This is a genomic window from Rhizobium sp. P2_G9 (assembly GCF_056403475.1).
In genome coordinates this window covers 1-19758 of the sequence record NZ_JBFUFK010000037.1, presented here as the reverse complement: position 1 = coordinate 19758, position 19758 = coordinate 1, and the positions used below count along the sequence as shown (strand labels likewise).

The following is a 19758-nucleotide window of genomic DNA, read 5'->3' as shown; positions in this document are numbered from 1 at the left end:
CGCCGCGGGCAAGGGGAATGGAGAGCCGGGGACAAAATGGCAGACGCACACCAGAAACAACACGACTACCACATCATCGATCCAAGCCCGTGGCCGATCATTGCGTCGATCGGCGCGTTCATCTTGATGTTCGGCGCCGTTTGCTTCATGCGCTGGCTGCACAATAGCGAGTTCCATATGTTTGGCGGCAATCTCGCCAATCCCTGGCTGTTCTTCATCGGCCTGATCGTCATACTCTACTCGATGTACTCCTGGTGGGGCGACACGATCAAGGAAGGCCAGGAAGGCCATCACACTCGCGTCGTGTCGCTGCATCTGCGCTACGGAATGATGATGTTCATCGCTTCCGAAGTGATGTTCTTCGTCGCCTGGTTCTGGGCCTTCTTCGATGCCAGCCTTTATTCCGGCGAGACGATCCAGGCCGCACGCGTCGCCTTCACCGGTGGCCAATGGCCGCCGAAGGGCCTCGAAGTGCTCGATCCCTGGCATCTGCCGATCTATAACACTGTTATCCTGCTGCTCTCGGGCACGACGGTGACCTGGGCGCACCATGCGCTGCTGCACAACGACCGCAGGGGCCTGATCCAGGGCCTGGTGCTGACCGTGCTGCTCGGCATGCTGTTCACCTCGGTCCAGGCCTACGAATATGCGCATGCGCCGTTCTCCTTCTCGGAGTCGATCTATGGCGCGACCTTCTTCATGGCGACCGGCTTCCACGGCTTCCATGTCATCATCGGCACGATCTTCCTGCTCGTTTGCCTGATCCGTGCATCCCTGGGCCAGTTCACGCCGACGGCGCATTTCGGTTTCGAGGCTGCTGCCTGGTACTGGCACTTCGTCGACGTCGTCTGGCTGTTCCTATTTTTCGCCGTCTATGTCTGGGGCGGCTGGGGCGCGCCGCTGGCGGCCGGTTGATCGGAACAAGCAATTTGCTCTACACTTGGCGCCCGGGAAACCGGGCGCCTTTCATTTGTGCATCAGGAAGATCGATATGGACATACGCGACGAGGACAGTGCCAAGGGCGGACGCTACGTCACTGGGGAACCGGGCCAGGAGGCAATGATGACGTTCTCCCGCGCCTCGCCGCGGCTGATCATCATCGACCATACCGAAGTGCCGGACATCTATCGCGGCCAGGGCGTCGGTCGCGAACTCGCGCTGCATGCGGTCGAAGCCGCCCGAGCCGGTGGCTGGAAGGTCATCCCGCTCTGCCCGTTCTTCAAGGCGCAGGTGGAACGGCATCCGGAATGGCAGGATATCATCGCACATTGAGTATGCCACGATTTCGGCCATAACTGCTTTCAAGCTTTTCTCACGCCGAGCGCGGGGGAGATAGCATGCAGTGGCCTGAATGTTCCGGTGGCAGATTGCTGATGCTCGTTTGTCTTTCGGTTCTGCTTCTGGCGCTCTCTGCGACCCGCATTCCAGTCGACCTCTTCAAAGCCGATCGTGTGGTGGTCGAAAAATTTGCGCGACGACTGGTGCTGTTGCGCGAAGGGCATGTCATGGCCGTCTACCGTGTGTCGCTGGGAGGCAATGCCTCGGGGCAGAAACGCCGTGAAGGTGACCAGAAGACGCCGGAGGGTGTTTATCGACTCGATTGGCGCAACGGCAAAAGTATGGCTTTCAAGTCGATCCATATCTCCTATCCGGACGCCGACCAGGTCACCTTGGCGGAACAGCAGGGATATGATCCGGGCGGCATGATCATGATCCACGGCCAGCCGAACTATCTCGGCTGGGCAGGTCCGTTCATGCAGCTTTTTGATTGGACGGATGGCTGTGTAGCGGTTACCAACGTCGAGATGCAGGAAATATGGGACATGGTTCCCAACAACACGCCGATAGAAATCAGACCGTGACCGAAGACAAAGCCTTATATGCGCCCATTGATCCCATCAAAGCCGGCCTGACCTGTTCCTGCCCGCGCTGCGGCCAGGGCAGGCTGTTCGATGGCCTCATCAAGCTCAGGCCAGCCTGCACGGCCTGCAAGCTCGATTATTCCTTTGCCGATTCCGGCGATGGGCCGGCAGTGTTCGTCATCATGATCATCGGTTTCATCGTCGTCGGCCTCGCCCTTTGGGTTGAGGTGACCTACAGTCCGCCGCTCTGGCTGCATTTGATCATCTGGATTCCGCTGGCCATCGTGCTCAGCCTCTGGCTGCTTCGGGTGATGAAAGCCGTGCTGATCGCGCTGCAATACCGCAACAATGCGCGCCAGGGCGAGATTGATCGTGGCTGAGGGTGCCGTCAAGCCGTCGCTCCGGATCGGCACATTCATTGCGCTCGGCGTGGCTTTCCTTATCCTCATCTCGCTCGGCACCTGGCAGGTCGAGCGGTTGCAGTGGAAGGAAGGCCTGATTGCCGAGATCGATGCGCGTCGCACCGCTGCACCAATCGCGGCCGATCAGGCGCTTGCGGACATCGCCAAGGGTGTCGACATTGACTATCGCGCGATTGCACTCACCGGCCGCTTCGACCATGCCAAGGAACGTTATTTCCTCGCCACGAGCGACGGCGCGCCGGGCTTCTACGTCTATACGCCGCTGACGCTCGCCGATGGCCGCATTGTCTTCATCAACCGCGGCTTCGTGCCAGACGAGTTGAAGGATCCGGCAAAACGCAAGGCGGGCGAGATCGAAGGCGACGTCACGGTGAATGGGCTTGCGCGTGTCAAGCTGACGGTCAAGCCGTCCTTCATGGTGCCGGACAACGAGCCTGCCAAGAACCTGTTCTTCTGGAAGGACATGGCCGCGATGGCCGCAAGCGCCGGTCTTGACGGCACCAAGGTACTGCCCTTCTTCGTCGACGCTGGCTCAGCGCCGAATCCCGGCGGCCTTCCGCTCGGTGGCGTCACTCAGATCGACCTGCCCAACAATCATCTCAGTTATGCCGTCACGTGGTATGGGCTTGCGGCGGCGCTTGTGGTGATCTCGGCGCTGGCCATGCGCCGCAAGGGGCGCTAGATCAGAATGAAAGAGTGAGCGGAAGGCAGGTCATGGACATTCTCTCAGATTTGCTTGTGGCGGCGGTCGCGCTGCTGCACCTCTATTTTCTCTATCTCGAAATGTTCCTGTGGACGAGGCCAACAGGCCTGAAAATCTTTCGCAATACGCCGGAACGTGCCGAAATAACCAAGGTCCTGGCAGCCAACCAGGGCCTTTACAACGGCTTTCTCGCTGCTGGCCTCTTCTGGTCGCTCATGGAACCAAGCCGTATTTTCGAATTCTATATCAAGATGTTCTTTCTCGCTTGCGTTGTGATCGCCGCATTGTTCGGCGCCGCGACCGTGTCGCGGCGCATCCTCTATGTCCAGGGCTTGCCGGCACTTGTTGCGCTGGTTATTACCGTCGGCTTCGACAATCCCTATTTTGATATGACGGACTGCTGCGGCAAGCCGCAGACCGCTCAATCCACGATGAAACAGCTCAGATGATCGAAACGAACAATCCGCTCACCATCCGCCTTTGCGCTCCGCGCGGCTTTTGCGCAGGCGTCGACCGCGCCATCCAGATCGTCGTGCTGGCGCTGAAAGCCTATGGCGCGCCCGTCTATGTCCGCCACGAGATCGTCCACAATCGCTATGTCGTCGAAGGTTTGGAGGCCAAGGGTGCGATCTTCGTCGAGGAACTCGGTGAGATTCCTGAAGCCCATCGCGCTCAACCGGTGGTCTTCTCGGCGCATGGCGTACCGAAATCCGTGCCTGCCGACGCCAGGGCACGCAATCTCTTCTATCTCGATGCGACATGTCCGCTCGTGTCGAAGGTGCACAAGCAGGCGCTACGTCACCAGCGTCTTGGCCGACACGTGATCCTGATCGGCCATGCCGGCCATCCGGAAGTGATTGGCACAATGGGCCAGCTTCCGGATGGCGCTGTGTCGCTGCTCGAAACCGTCGAAGATGCCGAGCGCTACCAGCCGGCAGACCCCGAAAAGCTCGGCTTCGTCACCCAGACGACACTCTCGGTCGATGACACCGAAGGCGTGATCGCCAAGCTCAAGGAGCGTTTCCCGGCCTTGCAGGAGCCGGCTGCCGATTCGATCTGCTATGCCACCACCAACCGCCAGGAGGCGGTCAAACTCGCCGCACCCGGCTGCGACCTCTTCCTGATCGTCGGCGCCCCGAATTCCTCCAACTCCAAGCGACTGGTGGAGGTGGCGCTGAAGTCCGGCGCTAAACATGCGGCGCTCGTCCAGCGCGCGTCCGAGATCGATTGGGACGCCTACGGCACGCTCGCTACGGTGGGGCTGTCGGCCGGCGCATCCGCGCCCGAAGTGATAGTCAACGAAATCATCGACGCCTTCCGCGCCCGTTACGACACCACGGTCGAGCTGGCGGAAATGGCCGAGGAGAACGAGCATTTCCTCGTCAACCGCGAACTGCGCAACATCGAGCTGACCCATGCGGACATGGCGTGGGTTAATGGCTGACGATCACGGACACCACCTCCTTGGAAATCCTGGGTAAAATAATTGGTGTCATTTTTTTCGTCGTGGTGGTCGCTTGGTTCATTATATTGGTGCGATCGTTCTTTATCGCGTGGATTTCTCTGGCTCGGATAATTTCGAGCGTAAATAAACAGACACGGCAGCTTTCTACCGACGAACCGCTGAAGGGCGCCCAGAGGCTATCAAGGTCCTATGAGGTTCGCGGTAAGGCATGGCTTGATCCGAGGCTTGCTGAACAGAAAAAGCGACTGGCCATCCACGCCTCGATCTACGCTGCTTCATTCCTCGTTGGCGTCGCATTTATGGCTTTAACGAAGAAAGTTCACGGGGTAGATCAGACCGACCATCCCGCATGCAATGTTGAGCTCAACGTCTCAAGAACTGGAACAGGAACGAGAACTTGGCCGTCTACACCGATATCACCGAGGACGAACTCGCAAAATTCCTGTCCGACTACGAAGCAGGCGCGCTGATGTCCTACAAGGGCATCGCTGAGGGTGTCGAAAATTCCAACTTCCTTCTGCATACCAGCACGGCTCCCTATATCCTGACGCTTTATGAGAAGCGTGTCGATCCGGCCGACCTGCCGTTTTTCCTCGGCCTGATGCAGCATCTTGCCGATCGCGGCTTGTCCTGCCCTCTGCCGGTGGCGCGCCGTGACGGAAAATTGCTCGGAGCGCTCGCTGGCCGGCCGGCGGCCTTGATCTCCTTCCTTGAAGGCATGTGGCTGAGAAAGCCTGAGGCGCGGCATTGCCGCGAAGTTGGTGCGGCTCTTGCCCAGATGCATCTGGCGGGGGAGGGGTTTACGATCCCACGGCCAAATGCGCTCGGCGTTTCCGGCTGGCGGCCGCTCTGGGAGAAATCCGAGCCGCGCGCTGATGAGATCGAACCCGGATTGATTTCCGAAATCCGCACTGAACTCGCCTTCCTCGAAAACCATTGGCCTTCCGGTCTGCCTGCCGGCGTGATCCATGCCGACCTGTTCCCGGACAATGTCTTCTTCCTGGATGATCATCTATCAGGGCTCATCGACTTCTATTTTGCCTGCAACGACTTCTTCGCCTATGACCTGTCGGTCTGCCTCAACGCCTGGTGCTTCGAGAAGGACTGGTCCTACAACATGACCAAGGGCATGGCGCTGATCGAAGGCTACCAGTCGGCCCGCCGGCTCTCCGAAGCCGAGATCGCGGCACTGCCGCTGCTTTGCCGTGGCTCGGCGCTGCGCTTCTTCCTCACTCGCCTCTACGACTGGATCATGACGCCGGCCGGCGCACTGGTGACCAAGAAAGACCCTATGGAATATATGCGCAAGCTGCGCTTTCACCAGCATGTGAAAAACGCCGCCGAATACGGCCTTGTTCTGCCGGTGACCGCATGAAGCATGTCGATGTGTTCACCGACGGCGCTTGTTCCGGCAATCCTGGCCCGGGCGGCTGGGGCGCCATCCTGCGCTACGGCGATGTCGAGAAGGAATTGTTCGGTGGCGAGGCCGAGACTACCAACAACCGCATGGAACTGATGGCCGCCATTTCGGCGCTCCAGGCGCTGAAAGTGCCCTGCGAGATCGACCTCTATACTGACAGCGCCTATGTCAAGGACGGCATCACAAAATGGATTTTTGGCTGGAAAAAGAACGGTTGGAAGACCGCTGACAAGAAGCCGGTGAAGAATGTCGAACTCTGGCAGGCATTGGAAGAGGCACAGCACAAGCACAAGGTGACGCTGCACTGGGTCAAGGGCCATGCTGGGCACCCGGAGAATGAACGTGCCGATGAACTGGCCCGCAAGGGGATGGAGCCGTTCAAGAGGCGTTAGCGGCTTTCGATTTGCCGATCAGGATATCTGTGGGAATGCCAAGCTTCTCATGCACGGCACGGATCATCTCCAGCGACAGCGGCGGCCGCCCACTCAAGAGGTCGGAAATCCGCGATTTGGGAAACCCGATCAATTCCGCAAGCCCGGCCTGGTTGAGATCCATCTGATCCATGCGGAAGCGGATGGCTTCCAATACCGTCGGCTGCCCCAAAGGAAACATGGTTTCTTCGTAGCGCGCGACGCGAATAGCCAGTGTCTCCAGCATGGCAAGATCGGCATCGTCGGGTGTTTGAAGCGCCATGATACGGCCGATCACGTCGATCGCCTGTTCGTGCTCTTTCGGCGTGTCGATGGCTGTCGTCCTATCCATCCAACGCTCTCCGCTATGTTCGACCGGCAGTCTGCCCTTGTTGCAATACTCGCTTTCTCGATGTCAGGCCACAGCCTTGTCTTCGGCATCCCCTTCGTCACTCAGGTCCGCGACTGCGGCACGCAACCGCCCGATATTGGCGTCTTCCAGGTCCGGAAAGATTGTCGCAAGCGGTGCCGGCCGGCCGAGATAATAACCCTGGGCGGAGTCGCAGCCTTCGGCGCGCAGGATCGCCAGCTGGTCGCGGGTTTCGATGCCTTCCGCCAGAACCGGGATGGCCAGGCTCTTGCCGAGCGCCAGCACGGCGCGGATGATCGAGCGCGCCTGCTCGCTGGTCTCCAGCTCCTCCATGAAGGTGCGGTCGAGCTTGATCTTGTCGAAGGGGAAGGCGCGCAACGTGTCGAGTGAAGAATAGCCGGTGCCGAAATCGTCGAGTGCAATCGTGACGCCAAGCTTGCGGATCTCCTGCAACTGCATCAACGTGCGTTCCTTGTCGTGGATGATCGCTGATTCCGTCAGTTCCAGCTCCAGCTTCACCGCTTTCATACCGGTCTCGGCAAGAATGTCGGCGACGAGCCCAGGCAGGTTGGGATGCAGGAACTGGATCGGCGACAGGTTGACGGCGACGCGCAGGTCGAGCGCCGCAAATTCGGTGCAGGCGGTGCGTAGCACCCATTCGCCGAGTTGCAGGATGAGGCCGCTTTCCTCGGCCAGCGGAATGAATTCAGACGGCGGGATATAGCCGCGTTGCGGATGCTGCCAGCGCAACAGCGCTTCATATCCGGTGATCTGCTTTTCCGACACCGAGGTCTGTACCTGGTAGAAGACTTCGAGCTGATCGTGTTCGAGCGCGTGGCGAAGTTCGGCGGCGAGCTCGCGCCTCGTGCGGACGGCTTCGTCCATCACATTGTCGAAGAAGCAGATCTTGTCGGCGATCTCGGTTTTGGCACGATAGAGCGCTAGGTCGGTATTGTTGACCAGCGTCGTGTCATTGGCGTCATCGGGATAGATGCAGATGCCAATACTGGCGCCGACCATGAGCTCGCAGTCGTCGATGGTGAAGGGTTGCAGCAGCTGGGCGCGCAGTTTCATCAGCGTCTTGCGCAATGTGTTGCGGTCGCCGACCGGCATGATGATCGAAAATTCGTCGCCGCCGATACGGGCGATGAACAGGCTGCCGTCGTTGAAGTCGCGCATGCGTTGCGCCAGGATTTTCAGCGTCTCGTCGCCAGCGGAATGGCCGCGCAAATCATTGATTTCCTTGAAGCGGTCGAGATCGATTGCGGCAAGCGCAAATCTCTGTCCACCATTGGCGGCGAGCTTGATGCGGGCGTCGAGATGCTCGTTATAGGAGGCGCGGTTGGCGAGCCCGGTCAGCGGGTCGCTCATTGCCATGTGCTTGAGCTGGCTCAGCGAATGCGCCCGGGTCTGGCCATCGATGAGATAGCTCGCCAGCACGGCGCCGACAATCATCAGGCTGACCAGCGCGACGGAAAGCGCCATAGCCTGCATTGCTGCCGGATTGGTATAGTCCTTGTAGATCACCAGCGGCGTCAGCCGGAAGGCTGTCATGCCGGTGAAATGCAGGCTGACGATCGCAAGCGTCAGCAGGCCGACGGCGGCCAAATTGCTGTCGAGTTTATGGTCGCGGCGGCTCGCCACATGCACCGCACATGCGGTGATGACCGCGGCAAGCACAATGGAAGCGACCAGATATCGAATGTCCCATTCGACCACGCCTTCTGCCACATAGGCCATCATGCCGGTATAGTGCATGGTGGCGACCGAAAAGCCGACCATCGCGCCACCCGCGGCAGGCGCCCAACGGGTATGGATCATGCCGGCCACCATCAGACCTGCAAACGAGCCGATCAGGGCAACCATGAGCGAGATGATCGTCAGAACGGGGTCGAACGAGACCGGCGTGCCTGGCTCATAGGCGATGATGGCGATGAAATGCGTTGCCCAGATCGAGGCACCCGCCGCTGTCGCCGCCAGGAACTGCCATCCGATGGCCTCCGCACCGCTCGTGCCGCTGCCGCGTCGATGTAGCCTGACAACAGCCCAGCAGCCGGCCACACAGACCACGGCGGCTACGAGCACGAGCCAGATATTGTGCTGCTCGACGATGCAATTTATAACAGAAATCATGAGGAAATACGACCGTATGGAATGCCTGACAGGCCTCAATGTCGGGATTTATTATTGAAATATAATTAAGCAGCAGCGTAGGCATCTTGTATGATTAATGAATAATCTTTGATGTTTGCCAGACACTTATCTCGAGCCGTGAAGGATTCAGCCGGTCATTGGAATGACTGCAACTTACGCACGATTTCCTTGCCGGCGACGATAGCGCCTTCGATATAGCCAGGAAAAGACAAGGCCAATTCCGATGCGGCGAATTGCAGGTTTGGCAGTCCTTCCCGCAGGACATCTTCAGCATCGGCCGAATGCAGGTCGACGATCACGTCGCTATAGGCGCCGCCGGTCCAGGCATCATCCACCCAATCGCGCAATTCGATCTCGCTGGGTCTGCTCGCTTCCTCACCCAACGCCACCGTCAATTGATCGATAAGAAAGGCGCGCAATGCGGCTTCGCCCTCTTCATGCCATCGGCTAGCCGCGGGGCCGCCGATGAAAACCACGATCGCACCTTCCCCATCGCCGCGTGAGACATCGCAGGCAAAGAAGCCTCTCGGCTCGCGCCACATGATCGAGCCGCTCTGGCCACGTTTCCGCCAGAACGGCCGTGGGTAACGGATGAGAATCTTGACGACGGCGCCGCTGCCCCAGGCTTTGAGTGCGCCTGCCAGACGAGCGGGGAGGGCGGGTTCGAAAACGATCCGCCGCGCCATCACCGGCGGCACGGCGATGATGGCGCATGCAGCCTCGAAACAGCGATCGCCGCAAAAGATTTCGACGCCATCGCCGTGATGGCGGATGCGCGTCACCGGCGAACCCAGGAGAAGCCGGTCGCTCAGCGTCGCTGCAAGGTCCTCGGCCAGCGCATGCATGGTTTCGGCGAGGAAGAATTCCAGTTCGAAAATTTCGTTGGTGATGCGCCGGTCGCTCGATGCAAGATAGAGAAAGGAGATTTCCGAAGCCGAGCGGCACCACAACCCGTCCACCAGCCTGAGGAAGCCGTTTCTGACGTCGTCGTCGACATCCTGGCGCGCAACCCATTCCGCCACCGTCATTGTTTGGACGGCGGGGTCGGCGAGATCCCAGGCCCGCATCCGCTCGCGTAGCGCATCGACCCCTGCGAGCGCCGCATAACCTCTTTCCAGCGACATCGGCGGCTGGAAGACGATGTCGCCGTCGAAGTGGGGTCTGACGAAGGTCTTGCCATGCGCCTTGGCGAGCGCCGTCACCTCAGGCATATCCTCGCACAGAAACTGCCCGCCGGTGTCGATACGCGTTCCATCGGCCAGTATACGGGATTCGACACGGCCGCCGACGCGGTCGCGTGCCTCGATCAGCAGCACATCACGGCCGGCCTGGCAAAGTGCCGTCGCTGCCGACAGCCCGGTAAAGCCGCCGCCGATAACGATCACATCGTGCCGCGCCATGATGAAGTCTCCGCAAGTGACAGAAATGATTGCGGCATGTTTTCACATATTGAATGGATGTTCAATCAGCGAAATGGCGGCGGCACCCGAACAGGAGCGAGGACCGCCTGGAAGGGAAGCTGACTTCAGATCTGGCCCAGCAGCGTTGCAGCGCCTGAGATCTCCGCTTCGCCCGTCTTCTCCTCGACATTGAGCTGCACCACCGTGCCGTCCTTGATCAGCATCGAGTAGCGCTTCGAGCGCAGGCCAAGCCCACCGCCGGAAAGATCCACTTCAAGTCCAAGCTCCTTGGTGAACACGGCATTGCCGTCGGCAAGGAAGCGGATCTTGCCTTCGCCGCCGGAGGCCTTGGCCCAGGCATTCATCACGTGATGGTCGTTGACGGAAACGACGGCGATCTCGTCGGCGCCCTTGGCGAAGAAGGCATCGCGGTTTTCGAGGAAACCGGGGAGGTGATTGAGCGAGCAGGTGGGCGTGAAGGCACCCGGCACGCCGAACAGTACGACAGTCTTGCCGGCGAGCAGACTGGCGATGCCGATATCCTTGACACCATCGGCAGTCTTTTCCTTGAGCGTGACGGCAGGGACTTTGTCTCCGATTGCAATGGTCACCGGATTCTCTCCTCGGTTCGGTTGGTGGATGGCTTGGCTTGGTGGTGGGTTATTTCAGGGCGAGCGTGGCTTCCATCGCCCGCCCCGCAGATTTGACGAGCAATGTCACGGTCGCACCGGCGAGTTCCTTCGGCAGCCGGTTGACCGGATAGCGCACCGTGGCCTTGCCGGCATCGACGATGACAGTGGGCCTGCCCAACAGCAGCCCTTCGGAGGGCGCTATGGCGACATCCGGCATCTCCTTGCCGGGAATGGTCAGGGTCGCTTCGAACGAGGCGCCGCCTGCCGTGAGCCCGGACTTGATGATCTCGAAATCGGCGGATGGCAGTTCGGGTAGCGCCGCCTTGGCCATCTGAATGTTCATGAATTCGTCAGCTTGAGGCCGGCTGGAATCGGTAAGCGACAGATCGAAATGCGACTGAAACGGCAGGCAGATATTGCTGCATAGACCGACCAACACATCCGCGGAGAGTTTTGACGGTTCGGCGGGCTTGGGCTTTTCGAGTTCGAGCACGATGCCAACAGGCGCATGATAGCCGATGAAGCGGCCAGCCTCGTCCATGCCGATCTCCGGCGTCGGATAATCGACCTTTACCAGTTTGAGGTTCTCCGCGCCGGAGAGATCGATCTGCGGCGGCACACCGGCATCGCCGGGATTGCGCCAATAGGTTTTCCAGCCGGGCGCCGGCTGGATTTCGAGCAGCGCGGTCAGTCTTCCGTTGCCGTCATCGCTGAGCGCCGAAAGCCGCATGCGTCCGCCTTCCGATGTCGCCCAATCGCTGATGGCGGCAAGCGCGGTGGAGGCTGTCAGCAGGGCGACAAGCGCAACCCCATATGCCGCAATGCTTTTCATGCGCATCCTCGATCCATGCATTTCAAGGTCTGTCTTTTACGTCTCCGTGTTTACGAAAAAAAGGCCCCAAATGCATCTTCGTCCTTTTCATTTCACCGTGAATTGATAGGCTGTCCGCATGGTTGATATCAAGACGCTGAAGAACAAAGGCGAGCGTGGTTTTCTTGACGGTCAGTTCCTGATCGCCATGCCGGGGATTGGCGACAGCAATTTTTCCAAAGCCGTGGTCTATATCTGCGCCCATTCGAGCGAAGGCGCCATGGGCTTCATCATCAACCAGCCGCAGCAGCTCTCCTTCGTCGACATCCTGCTGCACCTCAAGGTGATTGCCGATGAGGATGCGATCCTGCTGCCGGATTCGACCCGCGATATCCCGATCCAAAAGGGCGGCCCGGTGGAAACCGGCCGCGGCTTCGTGCTGCACAGCGATGATTACCTGACGCAGTCCTCGATCCCGGTAAGCGACGAAATCTGCCTGACCGCGACAGTGGACATCATTCGCGCCATGTCCCGCGGCAAGGGACCGAGCAAGGCGACGCTGATGCTCGGCTATGCGGGCTGGGGCGCCGGCCAGCTCGAGGCCGAGATCGGCAACAATGGCTGGCTCTCCTGCCCCGCCGACGAGGACCTGATCTTCGAACGCAGTCTCGAAGGCAAATACAATCGCGCGCTGGCGCTGATGGGCATCCAGCCCGCCATGCTGTCCATGGAAGCCGGGCACGGCTAAGAAGAGGAGCCAGCCTCCTCCGCTCTACATCTCACTTGGTATTGTACGGCCCTTCGTCGATCCCGGCAAACATGCGCGTCAAGCCACCCGGGTCGACTTCCTTGAGTGAGACGTTTTCCTTGGTGAACACGAACTGCATCGTGCTCTGGCCCGGGGGCAGTTGCACGGGGAATTGCGTGAGCTCGGAAAAGACGGTGTTTTCGCCATCCGTGGCGGCGACGCGAATCGGCAGCGTGAAGGCCGAGCCCGGCTTGCCAGCGGGGCCGATGACGAGGCGGCCATGCACGACGACGGTTGCCGTCAGCCCATTTGCGGTCTGGAAGCACTGGCGTGTCGTCTGGTCGAGCGTCGCCTGCATGACCAGCGAATTGGGATCGTTGGCCTGTGGCGGAGGCGCAGGTTCGTCTTTCTTCTTCTTGATGCGCTTCTTCGGCTGGTTGGCATATTGGGCGTAGACCGCGGTGCCCTCGCGCAGATAGACGAACGGGCACTGGCCCTGCACCACGACCGGCGTTTTGGAATCGGTCGGCGCCGGCGCCTCGTCCTTCTTCTTGCTGAAACTGAATGTTTCGGTTGTTGAGCAACTTGCTGCGAGCGCGACGGCCGTCAGCGAAGAAAGCATCCTGAGGTATTTGCCGGACACTGGCGCCCCCCTTGTTGAATTCACGAAATCGACGGATTGTCGCCGCTTTTTATCTTGTGCAATCAGACCTTTTCATGGCCTGCAGGTTTGGTCTATATCAGCGGCAAAATAAAAAATCGATTGGCCACAACAAAGATTCAGCCATTTTCGGGGCCATCGCGGGCGCAAAGGGAACAGTCGACCCGTGGCCTTGCTGATAGCTTCCGCGGCGGCTGATACAACGGACGGACGAGGTGGATAGGTGCGGTATGTTTCGACCAGGGGCCAGGCCCCGGTGCTCGGATTCTCGGATGCCCTGCTGACGGGGCTGGCACGCGACGGCGGGCTCTATATACCTGAAGAATGGCCGCATTTCTCCAAAAAGGAAATTCGCGATTGGCGCGGCAAGACCTATCAGGAGATCGCCGAAGCCGTGCTGACGCCGTTCGTCGGCGGCGAGATCGAGGCTGCCGATCTCAGGAAGATGATCGACGAGGCCTATGCCACCTTTCGCCATCCGGCCGTCACGCCGCTGGTGCAGACCGGCCCGAATTCCTTCATCCTCGAACTCTTCCATGGCACGACCCTGGCCTTCAAGGACGTCGCGATGCAGTTGCTCGCCCGCCTGATGGACTGGGCGCTCACCAAGCGTGACCAGCGCGCCACCATTGTCGGCGCGACCTCGGGCGACACAGGCGGTGCGGCGATCGACGCTTTTGGTGGCCGCGAGCGCACCGATATCTTCATCCTCTTCCCGGAAGGAAAGGTCTCGCCGGTGCAGCAGCGGCAGATGACCACGACGAAGCACGCCAATGTGCATGCCATCGCGGTCAAGGGCACGTTCGACGACTGCCAGAACCTCGTCAAAGAGATGTTCAACGACACGCCGTTCCGCGACCGCATGCAGCTTGCCGGCGTCAATTCGATCAACTGGGCGCGGATCATGGCCCAGATCGTCTACTATTTCACCTCGGCGATTTCACTCGGCGGCCCGGACCGCAGGATTTCGTACACGGTACCAACAGGCAATTTCGGCGATATCTTTGCCGGCTATGCCGCCAAGCGCATGGGCCTGCCGATCGGCAAGCTGGTCATCGCCACCAATGAGAACGACATTCTCGATCGCACGCTGGAAAGCGGCCGCTACGAGATGAAGGGAGTCAAGGCGACGACCTCGCCGTCGATGGACATCCAGATCTCTTCCAATTTCGAGCGCCTGCTGTTCGAGGCTTTTGACCGCGACCCAGCCAAGGTGCGGGCGGCAATGGATGGGCTCAAGCAGTCGGGCTCGTTCACCATAGAAGAGACGGCGCTCGAGGCCATCCGCAAGGATTTCAAGGCGGTGAGTGTAGTTGAAGCGAAGGTGAACCGCACCATCCGCAAGGTCAATGAAGAGATCGGCTACGTGCTCGATCCACATTCGGCGATCGGCTATTCTGCCGCCAAGAAGACCGAGAAAATCAACTCCCCTATGGTGACGCTGGCCACGGCGCACCCGGCAAAATTTCCCTTGGCTGTAGAAAAAGCTTGCGGTATTAGTCCCGCACTGCCATCGTGGCTCGATGACCTCATGATTAGGGAGGAGCGCTTCGACGTGCTCAATGCGGACATAAAGACGGTGGAAAATTTCATCGCCGAGCATGCCCGGATCGGGAACTGACCGGCGCCGTAATTGCTCATGAATGTAAAGTCCACTACGCTTCCTTCAGGCCTGACCGTCGTCACTGAAGAGATGCGTAATCTCGATAGCGTCGCTCTCGGCGTTTGGGTGAAATCCGGGGCGCGCAACGAGGCTGCGGACGAGCACGGCCTGGCCCACCTCCTCGAACACATGGCCTTCAAGGGCACGACACGCCGTAGCGCGCGTCAGATCGCCGAGGAGATCGAGAATGTCGGCGGCGAAGTCAACGCTGCCACGTCCACTGAATCCACCTCCTATTATGCCCGCGTGCTGAGCGACGATGTGCCGCTCGCCGTCGACATCCTCGCCGATATTCTGACCAATTCGGTCTTCGACGAGGAGGAACTCGAGCGCGAGAAGAATGTCATCCTGCAGGAGATCGGCGCCGCCAACGACACGCCGGATGACATCGTCTTCGATAAATTCTCCGAAACCRCCTTCCGCGGCCAGACCATCGGTCGTCCGATCCTCGGCACGCCCGGCTCCGTGATGGCTTTCAAGTCGGATGAGATTCGCCGCTATCTAGGGCGCAATTATGTCGCCGACCGCATGTTCGTCGTCGCCGCCGGCGCCGTCCGCCATGAACACATGGTGGCGGAAGTCGAAAAGCGCTTCGAAAACCTGCCGACCAAGCCGACCGCGCCCTTCATCATCGAGCCGGCACGCTATCTCGGCGGCGAAGTTCGCGAGGATCGCGACCTGATGGATGCGCAGGTGCTGCTCGGCTTCGAGGGCAAGGCCTATCATCAGCGCGACTTCTACTGTTCGCAAATCCTCGCCAATATCCTCGGCGGCGGCATGTCGTCTCGCCTGTTCCAGGAAGTGCGCGAAATCCGCGGCCTCTGTTATTCGGTCTACGCCTTTCATTGGGGTTTCTCCGATACCGGCATTTTTGGCATCCACGCGGCAACCGGCAGCGAGAATCTGCCGGAACTCACGCCGGTCCTCGTCGAGGAGCTCCGCAAATCGGCCGAGAACATCAGGCAGGAAGAGATCGACCGCGCTCGTGCCCAGATCCGTGCTCAACTGCTTATGGGCCAGGAAAGCCCGGCCGCCCGCGCTGGCCAGATTGCCCGACAGATGATGCTCTATGGCCGACCGATCCCGAACTATGAACTGATGCAGCGACTTGCCGACATTACGCCTGATCGCCTGACCGACCTCGCCGGTCGTCTGTTCTTCAACACCACGCCAACGCTTTCGGCCATCGGGCCAGTCGCACACCTGACGTCCTATAGCGACCTTACCCATGTGCTCGGCGGTGCATCGGCGCACAAGACCGCTGCGGAATAGGCCCTCGGTAGGTCAGGGATGGCGCGATCGGTGTTCGGCTTCCTGTCCAGGCAAACAACGGCGGAGGAGATTGCAGGCCCGGAACACTATTTCCGGCTGCCACGCAATTCAGACTACAAGGCTTGGTATGCGCTGCGCAGCGAGAGCCGTTCCTTTCTCGAGCGCTGGGAGCCGGCCTGGGAATCGGATGCCTTGACGGAGGCGGCGTTCCGCAATCGCGTCATCCGCTCCAACCAGGAATTCGCCTCGGGCATTGCACTGCCGCTCCTGCTTTTCTCACGCCGCACCGATGACCTGCTCGGTGGCCTGACCATTGGCCATATCCGCCGCGGCGCCTCGCAATCCTGCATGATCGGCTATTGGATGGGCGAGCGGTATGCCGGGCGGGGGCACATGAGCGCCGCCGTTAACGTCACTGTCCAGCACATCTTCCAACGACTGAACTTGCACAGGATCGAGGCTGCCTGTATTCCGGAAAACGAACGCTCCATCCGCCTGCTTGAAAAAGCCGGATTCCAGCGCGAAGGATACATGCAGGACTATCTGAAAATAAGAGGCGAATGGCGCGATCATCTTCTCTATGCGCTGATCGCCAATAAGAACACCAGGTACGGGGCCGGAATAGTTTGACCATAACTGCAAAAAAGCCGAGCGCCCCCGGCACGGGCGGGTGCCTTGCTGCACTGTTGTTTCTGGTCGTTCTGATTCTGCCTTTTTCCGCCTTCGCTTTGGAACCGGTGAAGATTTCACGTGAAGACAAGGCGCTCGACCTGACGAGCGTGGCCGAAATCTACGCCAATCAGGGCGAGGCACTGCAGGTATCGACGGCGGCCGGCACCGACGGTATCGTCCGCCGCATCGAAGTGCGCGCCACGTCCAAGCATCACAATGGCGACTGGGCGGTGTTCGCGCTTGCCAATGTCTCCGATGAGCAGCTCGAACGGCTGATCGTTGCGCCGCATTACCGCCTGGTCAATTCCAAGATTTTCTGGCCGGACCTCGGTTCCGACCGCATCCTGGCGATCACCCCGAGTGAAGGCTTTGCGCTCGACCGGGTGCAGAACAATGATGCCGATGTCTTCTCGATCACGCTCAATCCCGGCTCGGTGATCACCTTCGTCGCCGAGATCACCTCGCCGAAGCTGCCGCAGCTCTATCTCTGGGAACCCGAGGCCTACAAGGATACGGTCAACGCGTTTACGCTCTATCGCGGCATCGTGCTCGGCATTGCCGGCCTGCTCGCGGTGTTCCTGACCAATCTATTCGTCATCAAGGGTACGTCGATGCTGCCGGCGACGGCGGCACTTGCCTGGGCGGTGCTCGCCTATGTCTGCGTCGATTTCGGCTTCCTCGAACAGCTCTTCGGCGACCGCACGCTCGACGAGCGGATATGGCGCGCCGGCGCCGAAGTTGCGGTCGCCTCGGGGCTGGTGATCTTCCTTTTCACCTATCTCAATCTCAGTCGCTGGCATGCCAATCTTGCCTATGCCACGCTTGCCTGGGTGCTCGGCCTTGGCACGCTGTTCGGCGTGGCGATCTATGATCCGTCGATTGCCTCCGGCATTGCCCGGCTCTCCTTCGCGCTGACGGCAGTTGTCGGCAGCGTGCTGATCATCTTCTTGGGCTTCCATCGCTATGATCGCGCCATCCTGCTGATCCCGTCCTGGCTGGTGGTGCTCGCCTGGCTGTTCGGCGGTTGGCTGACGATAACCGGCGAACTCGACAACGACATCGTCCAACCGGCGCTGGCCTTCGGCCTCGTGCTGATCGTGCTGCTCATCGGCTTCACCGTCATGCAGCATGCCTTTGCCGGCGGCGCTTATCAGCAAGGCCTGTTCTCCGATCTCGAACGTCAGTCGCTGGCGCTGACCGGTTCCGGCGAGACGATCTGGGACTGGGATGTGTCGCGCGATCGCGTCACCACTATTCCCGACATCGCCGTCAAGCTCGGTGCACTGCCGGGATCACTGCACGGACCGGCGCGCAACTGGTTGCCGCGGCTGCATCCCGATGATCGCGACCGCTTCCGCGCCACGCTCGACATCCTGCTGGCGCAAAAGCGCGGCCGGCTTTGCCACGATTTTCGCGTCCGCGCCGAGGACGGCCAATATCATTGGCTTTCGATCCGCGCCCGGCCGGTTCTGTCAGGCAATGGCGAGATTTCGCGCTGTGTCGGCATTGTCGAAGACGTGACGGAACAGAAGAACATTGTCGAACGGCTGCTCAACGACGCGCTCAACGACAATCTGACTGGTCTGCCCAACCGCCAGCTCTTCCTCGATCGCCTGCAGTCGCTATTGGCGCTGGCTTCGCGGGAAGCCGAAATGCGGCCCACCGTACTCAGCATCGACATCGACCGCTACAAGCAGGTCAACGACGCGCTCGGCATCGCCGCCGGCGACAATATCCTGATCGCGCTCACCCGCCGCCTGCGCCGCTTGTTGCAGCCCCAGGATACGCTCGGCCGGCTCGCGGGTGATGAGTTCGGCATCATTCTGGTCTCCGAAAGCGATCCCGCTCGGATCGCCGATTTTGCCGAGGCCGTGGCCAAGGCCATTTCCGTGCCGATCAACTTTGCCAATGAGGAGATCATCCTCACAGCCTCGATCGGCGTCGTCTCCTGGACGGATCCGGCAACCACCGCCGAAGGTCTGCTCAACGACGCGGAACTTGCCATGTACCGTGCCAAGAAGAGCGGCGGCGATCGCGTCGAACCGTTCCAGCCCGCCTTCCGCATGGCCGTATCCGACCGGCTGCAGCTCGAAAGCGATCTGCGTCGTGCCATCGAGCGCAAGGAACTGTCGATGGTCTACCAGCCGATCGTGCGGCTGGACGATGCGGAGATCGCCGGTTTCGAGGCGCTGATGCGCTGGGATCACCCGAGGCGCGGCAGCGTGCCGCCGTCTGAATTCATTCCGCTGGCCGAAAGCGCCAATTTCATCAGTGAGCTCGGTATCTTCGCCTTCGAGCGTGCCACGGCCGACCTGTCTTCATGGCTGGGTCAGACGGGCGAGGTGCCGTTCTTCGTCTCGGTCAACCTGTCGAGCGCGCAACTGATCAATTCGAGCCTGACCGACGACATTCGCCGGGCGCTCGACCGCTCCGCCTGCGACCCGGAACGCTTCAAGCTCGAACTTACCGAGACACTGGTGATGGAAAATCCGGAACAGTCGCGGCTGGTGCTGGAAAAGCTGCGCGAGATCGGCATCGGCCTGGCGCTCGACGATTTCGGCTCTGGTTTCTCCTCGCTCGGCTATATCACGCGTTTTCCGTTCGATACGCTGAAGATCGACCGAACGCTGGTTCGGGACCAGAGCGAAAAGCGCGACGTGCTTCTGAAGGCCATCGTCTCCATGGCCAATGAACTCGGCATGACCCTGGTCGCCGAGGGCATCGAGAGCGAAGAGGACGCAATCAAGCTCGGCGAGATGGGCTGCCAATATGGCCAGAGCTATTATTTCGGACCGCCGATCGGCGCCGATTCCGTGCTGCGATTGCTGAAAGAACGTTTCCCGCTGACGAAGCGGGCCTGAAGCGTAAACCTCAGGCGAGCTCGCGCCAATTCTTCAAAGCCTCGACCATCTGCGGCAGTTCCACCATGCGCGAGATAACCGTTTCGGCGCCGGCATCGGTCAGGCGGTCGGCATGTGTCGGGTAGGTGTGTGAACCACCGGTGAAGCCGATCACCCGCATGCCGGCGGCGCGCGCCGCATGAATGCCATGGGTGGAATCCTCGATCACCAGGCAGCGCGACGGGTCCGCAC

19 protein-coding genes and 2 pseudogenes are annotated in these 19758 nt (G+C 60.2%); 14 read left to right on the top strand and 7 right to left on the bottom strand.

What is annotated here, in order from left to right; genetic code table 11:
- Nucleotides 1-36: 36 nt before the first annotated feature.
- From AC1DYF_RS26790 to rnhA, 9 genes and pseudogenes are all read left to right on the top strand, one after another.
- Nucleotides 37-915, top strand: coding sequence for a cytochrome c oxidase subunit 3 (locus AC1DYF_RS26790; protein ID WP_477880150.1), 879 nt, complete (start codon nucleotides 37-39; stop codon nucleotides 913-915).
- 76 nt (nucleotides 916-991) lie between these two features.
- Nucleotides 992-1273: a GNAT family N-acetyltransferase gene (locus AC1DYF_RS26785; RefSeq protein WP_477880149.1), complete on the top strand. Its 282-nt coding sequence runs from the start codon at nucleotides 992-994 to the stop codon at nucleotides 1271-1273.
- Between the two features lie 65 nt (nucleotides 1274-1338).
- Nucleotides 1339-1863, top strand: a complete 525-nt coding sequence (locus tag AC1DYF_RS26780; RefSeq protein WP_477880147.1) for a L,D-transpeptidase family protein — start codon at nucleotides 1339-1341, stop codon at nucleotides 1861-1863.
- Entirely contained in the window at nucleotides 1860-2243 is a 384-nt protein-coding gene (locus tag AC1DYF_RS26775; RefSeq protein ID WP_477880145.1) for a DUF983 domain-containing protein, read from the top strand. Before AC1DYF_RS26780 ends, AC1DYF_RS26775 begins: the two co-directional genes overlap by 4 nt.
- On the top strand, nucleotides 2212-2967 hold the full coding sequence (locus tag AC1DYF_RS26770) for an SURF1 family protein (RefSeq protein WP_477880143.1): 756 nt from the start codon (nucleotides 2212-2214) through the stop codon (nucleotides 2965-2967). Before AC1DYF_RS26775 ends, AC1DYF_RS26770 begins: the two co-directional genes overlap by 32 nt.
- A gap of 32 nt (nucleotides 2968-2999) precedes the next feature.
- Nucleotides 3000-3347: pseudogene (locus AC1DYF_RS26765) on the top strand (DUF1304 domain-containing protein); the annotation flags it as partial.
- A gap of 86 nt (nucleotides 3348-3433) precedes the next feature.
- Nucleotides 3434-4432 (top strand): 4-hydroxy-3-methylbut-2-enyl diphosphate reductase, encoded by a 999-nt coding sequence (ispH, locus tag AC1DYF_RS26760; protein WP_477880141.1) that lies wholly within the window; start codon nucleotides 3434-3436, stop codon nucleotides 4430-4432.
- A gap of 418 nt (nucleotides 4433-4850) precedes the next feature.
- Entirely contained in the window at nucleotides 4851-5828 is a 978-nt protein-coding gene (locus AC1DYF_RS26755; RefSeq protein WP_477880139.1) for a homoserine kinase, read from the top strand.
- Complete coding sequence (gene rnhA, locus AC1DYF_RS26750) at nucleotides 5825-6265, top strand: ribonuclease HI (protein WP_477880137.1); 441 nt, start codon at nucleotides 5825-5827, stop codon at nucleotides 6263-6265. The genes AC1DYF_RS26755 and rnhA overlap by 4 nt, the downstream gene beginning before the upstream one ends.
- Here the strand turns inward: rnhA and AC1DYF_RS26745 are convergent.
- From AC1DYF_RS26745 to AC1DYF_RS26725, 5 genes are all read right to left on the bottom strand, one after another.
- Nucleotides 6252-6635, bottom strand: coding sequence for a helix-turn-helix domain-containing protein (locus AC1DYF_RS26745; RefSeq protein ID WP_477880135.1), 384 nt, complete (start codon nucleotides 6633-6635; stop codon nucleotides 6252-6254). The genes rnhA and AC1DYF_RS26745 overlap by 14 nt on opposite strands.
- A 63-nt stretch (nucleotides 6636-6698) precedes the next feature.
- Entirely contained in the window at nucleotides 6699-8786 is a 2088-nt protein-coding gene (locus tag AC1DYF_RS26740) for a putative bifunctional diguanylate cyclase/phosphodiesterase (RefSeq protein ID WP_477880133.1), read from the bottom strand.
- Nucleotides 8787-8941: 155 nt separating this feature from the next.
- Complete coding sequence (locus AC1DYF_RS26735; RefSeq protein ID WP_477880131.1) at nucleotides 8942-10207, bottom strand: flavin monoamine oxidase family protein; 1266 nt, start codon at nucleotides 10205-10207, stop codon at nucleotides 8942-8944.
- Nucleotides 10208-10332: 125 nt separating this feature from the next.
- A complete protein-coding gene (locus AC1DYF_RS26730) occupies nucleotides 10333-10818 on the bottom strand; it encodes a redoxin family protein (protein WP_477880130.1) in 486 nt (161 codons plus the stop codon).
- 49 nt (nucleotides 10819-10867) lie between these two features.
- A complete protein-coding gene (locus AC1DYF_RS26725) occupies nucleotides 10868-11671 on the bottom strand; it encodes a protein-disulfide reductase DsbD domain-containing protein (protein ID WP_477880128.1) in 804 nt (267 codons plus the stop codon).
- 118 nt (nucleotides 11672-11789) lie between these two features.
- Between AC1DYF_RS26725 and AC1DYF_RS26720 the strand changes: the two genes are divergently transcribed.
- Nucleotides 11790-12398, top strand: coding sequence for a YqgE/AlgH family protein (locus AC1DYF_RS26720; RefSeq protein WP_477880126.1), 609 nt, complete (start codon nucleotides 11790-11792; stop codon nucleotides 12396-12398).
- 31 nt (nucleotides 12399-12429) lie between these two features.
- Here AC1DYF_RS26720 and AC1DYF_RS26715 read toward each other — a convergent pair whose 3' ends face one another.
- The gene (locus tag AC1DYF_RS26715) at nucleotides 12430-13041 is read right to left on the bottom strand and encodes a hypothetical protein (RefSeq protein WP_477880124.1); all 612 of its coding nucleotides are present in this window, start codon (nucleotides 13039-13041) and stop codon (nucleotides 12430-12432) included.
- Nucleotides 13042-13282: 241 nt separating this feature from the next.
- On the opposite strand from AC1DYF_RS26715, the gene thrC reads away from it, so the two are divergent.
- The 4 genes from thrC to AC1DYF_RS26695 are packed head-to-tail and all read left to right on the top strand — an operon-like array spanning nucleotide 13283 to nucleotide 19527.
- Nucleotides 13283-14680, top strand: coding sequence for a threonine synthase (gene thrC, locus AC1DYF_RS26710; protein ID WP_477880122.1), 1398 nt, complete (start codon nucleotides 13283-13285; stop codon nucleotides 14678-14680).
- A gap of 18 nt (nucleotides 14681-14698) precedes the next feature.
- Nucleotides 14699-15994: a M16 family metallopeptidase gene (locus AC1DYF_RS26705; RefSeq protein WP_477880366.1), complete on the top strand. Its 1296-nt coding sequence runs from the start codon at nucleotides 14699-14701 to the stop codon at nucleotides 15992-15994.
- An 18-nt stretch (nucleotides 15995-16012) separates the two neighbouring features.
- On the top strand, nucleotides 16013-16624 hold the full coding sequence (locus AC1DYF_RS26700) for a GNAT family N-acetyltransferase (protein ID WP_477880120.1): 612 nt from the start codon (nucleotides 16013-16015) through the stop codon (nucleotides 16622-16624).
- Nucleotides 16625-16677: 53 nt separating this feature from the next.
- Complete coding sequence (locus tag AC1DYF_RS26695; protein ID WP_477880365.1) at nucleotides 16678-19527, top strand: EAL domain-containing protein; 2850 nt, start codon at nucleotides 16678-16680, stop codon at nucleotides 19525-19527.
- A 10-nt stretch (nucleotides 19528-19537) separates the two neighbouring features.
- On the opposite strand, the pseudogene AC1DYF_RS26690 reads toward AC1DYF_RS26695, so the two are convergent.
- Nucleotides 19538-19758 (bottom strand): annotated as a pseudogene (locus tag AC1DYF_RS26690) (HAD family hydrolase); the annotation flags it as partial.

Coding starts and splice junctions, on each gene's coding strand:
- AC1DYF_RS26790 (WP_477880150.1), top strand. CDS start 37: ATGGCAGACGCACACCAGAAACAACACGACTACCACATCATCGATCCA.
- AC1DYF_RS26785 (WP_477880149.1), top strand. CDS start 992: ATGGACATACGCGACGAGGACAGTGCCAAGGGCGGACGCTACGTCACT.
- AC1DYF_RS26780 (WP_477880147.1), top strand. CDS start 1,339: ATGCAGTGGCCTGAATGTTCCGGTGGCAGATTGCTGATGCTCGTTTGT.
- AC1DYF_RS26770 (WP_477880143.1), top strand. CDS start 2,212: ATGCGCGCCAGGGCGAGATTGATCGTGGCTGAGGGTGCCGTCAAGCCG.
- ispH (WP_477880141.1), top strand. CDS start 3,434: ATGATCGAAACGAACAATCCGCTCACCATCCGCCTTTGCGCTCCGCGC.
- rnhA (WP_477880137.1), top strand. CDS start 5,825: ATGAAGCATGTCGATGTGTTCACCGACGGCGCTTGTTCCGGCAATCCT.
- AC1DYF_RS26745 (WP_477880135.1), bottom strand. CDS start 6,635: ATGGATAGGACGACAGCCATCGACACGCCGAAAGAGCACGAACAGGCG.
- AC1DYF_RS26740 (WP_477880133.1), bottom strand. CDS start 8,786: ATGATTTCTGTTATAAATTGCATCGTCGAGCAGCACAATATCTGGCTC.
- AC1DYF_RS26735 (WP_477880131.1), bottom strand. CDS start 10,207: ATGGCGCGGCACGATGTGATCGTTATCGGCGGCGGCTTTACCGGGCTG.
- AC1DYF_RS26725 (WP_477880128.1), bottom strand. CDS start 11,671: ATGAAAAGCATTGCGGCATATGGGGTTGCGCTTGTCGCCCTGCTGACA.
- AC1DYF_RS26720 (WP_477880126.1), top strand. CDS start 11,790: ATGGTTGATATCAAGACGCTGAAGAACAAAGGCGAGCGTGGTTTTCTT.
- AC1DYF_RS26700 (WP_477880120.1), top strand. CDS start 16,013: ATGGCGCGATCGGTGTTCGGCTTCCTGTCCAGGCAAACAACGGCGGAG.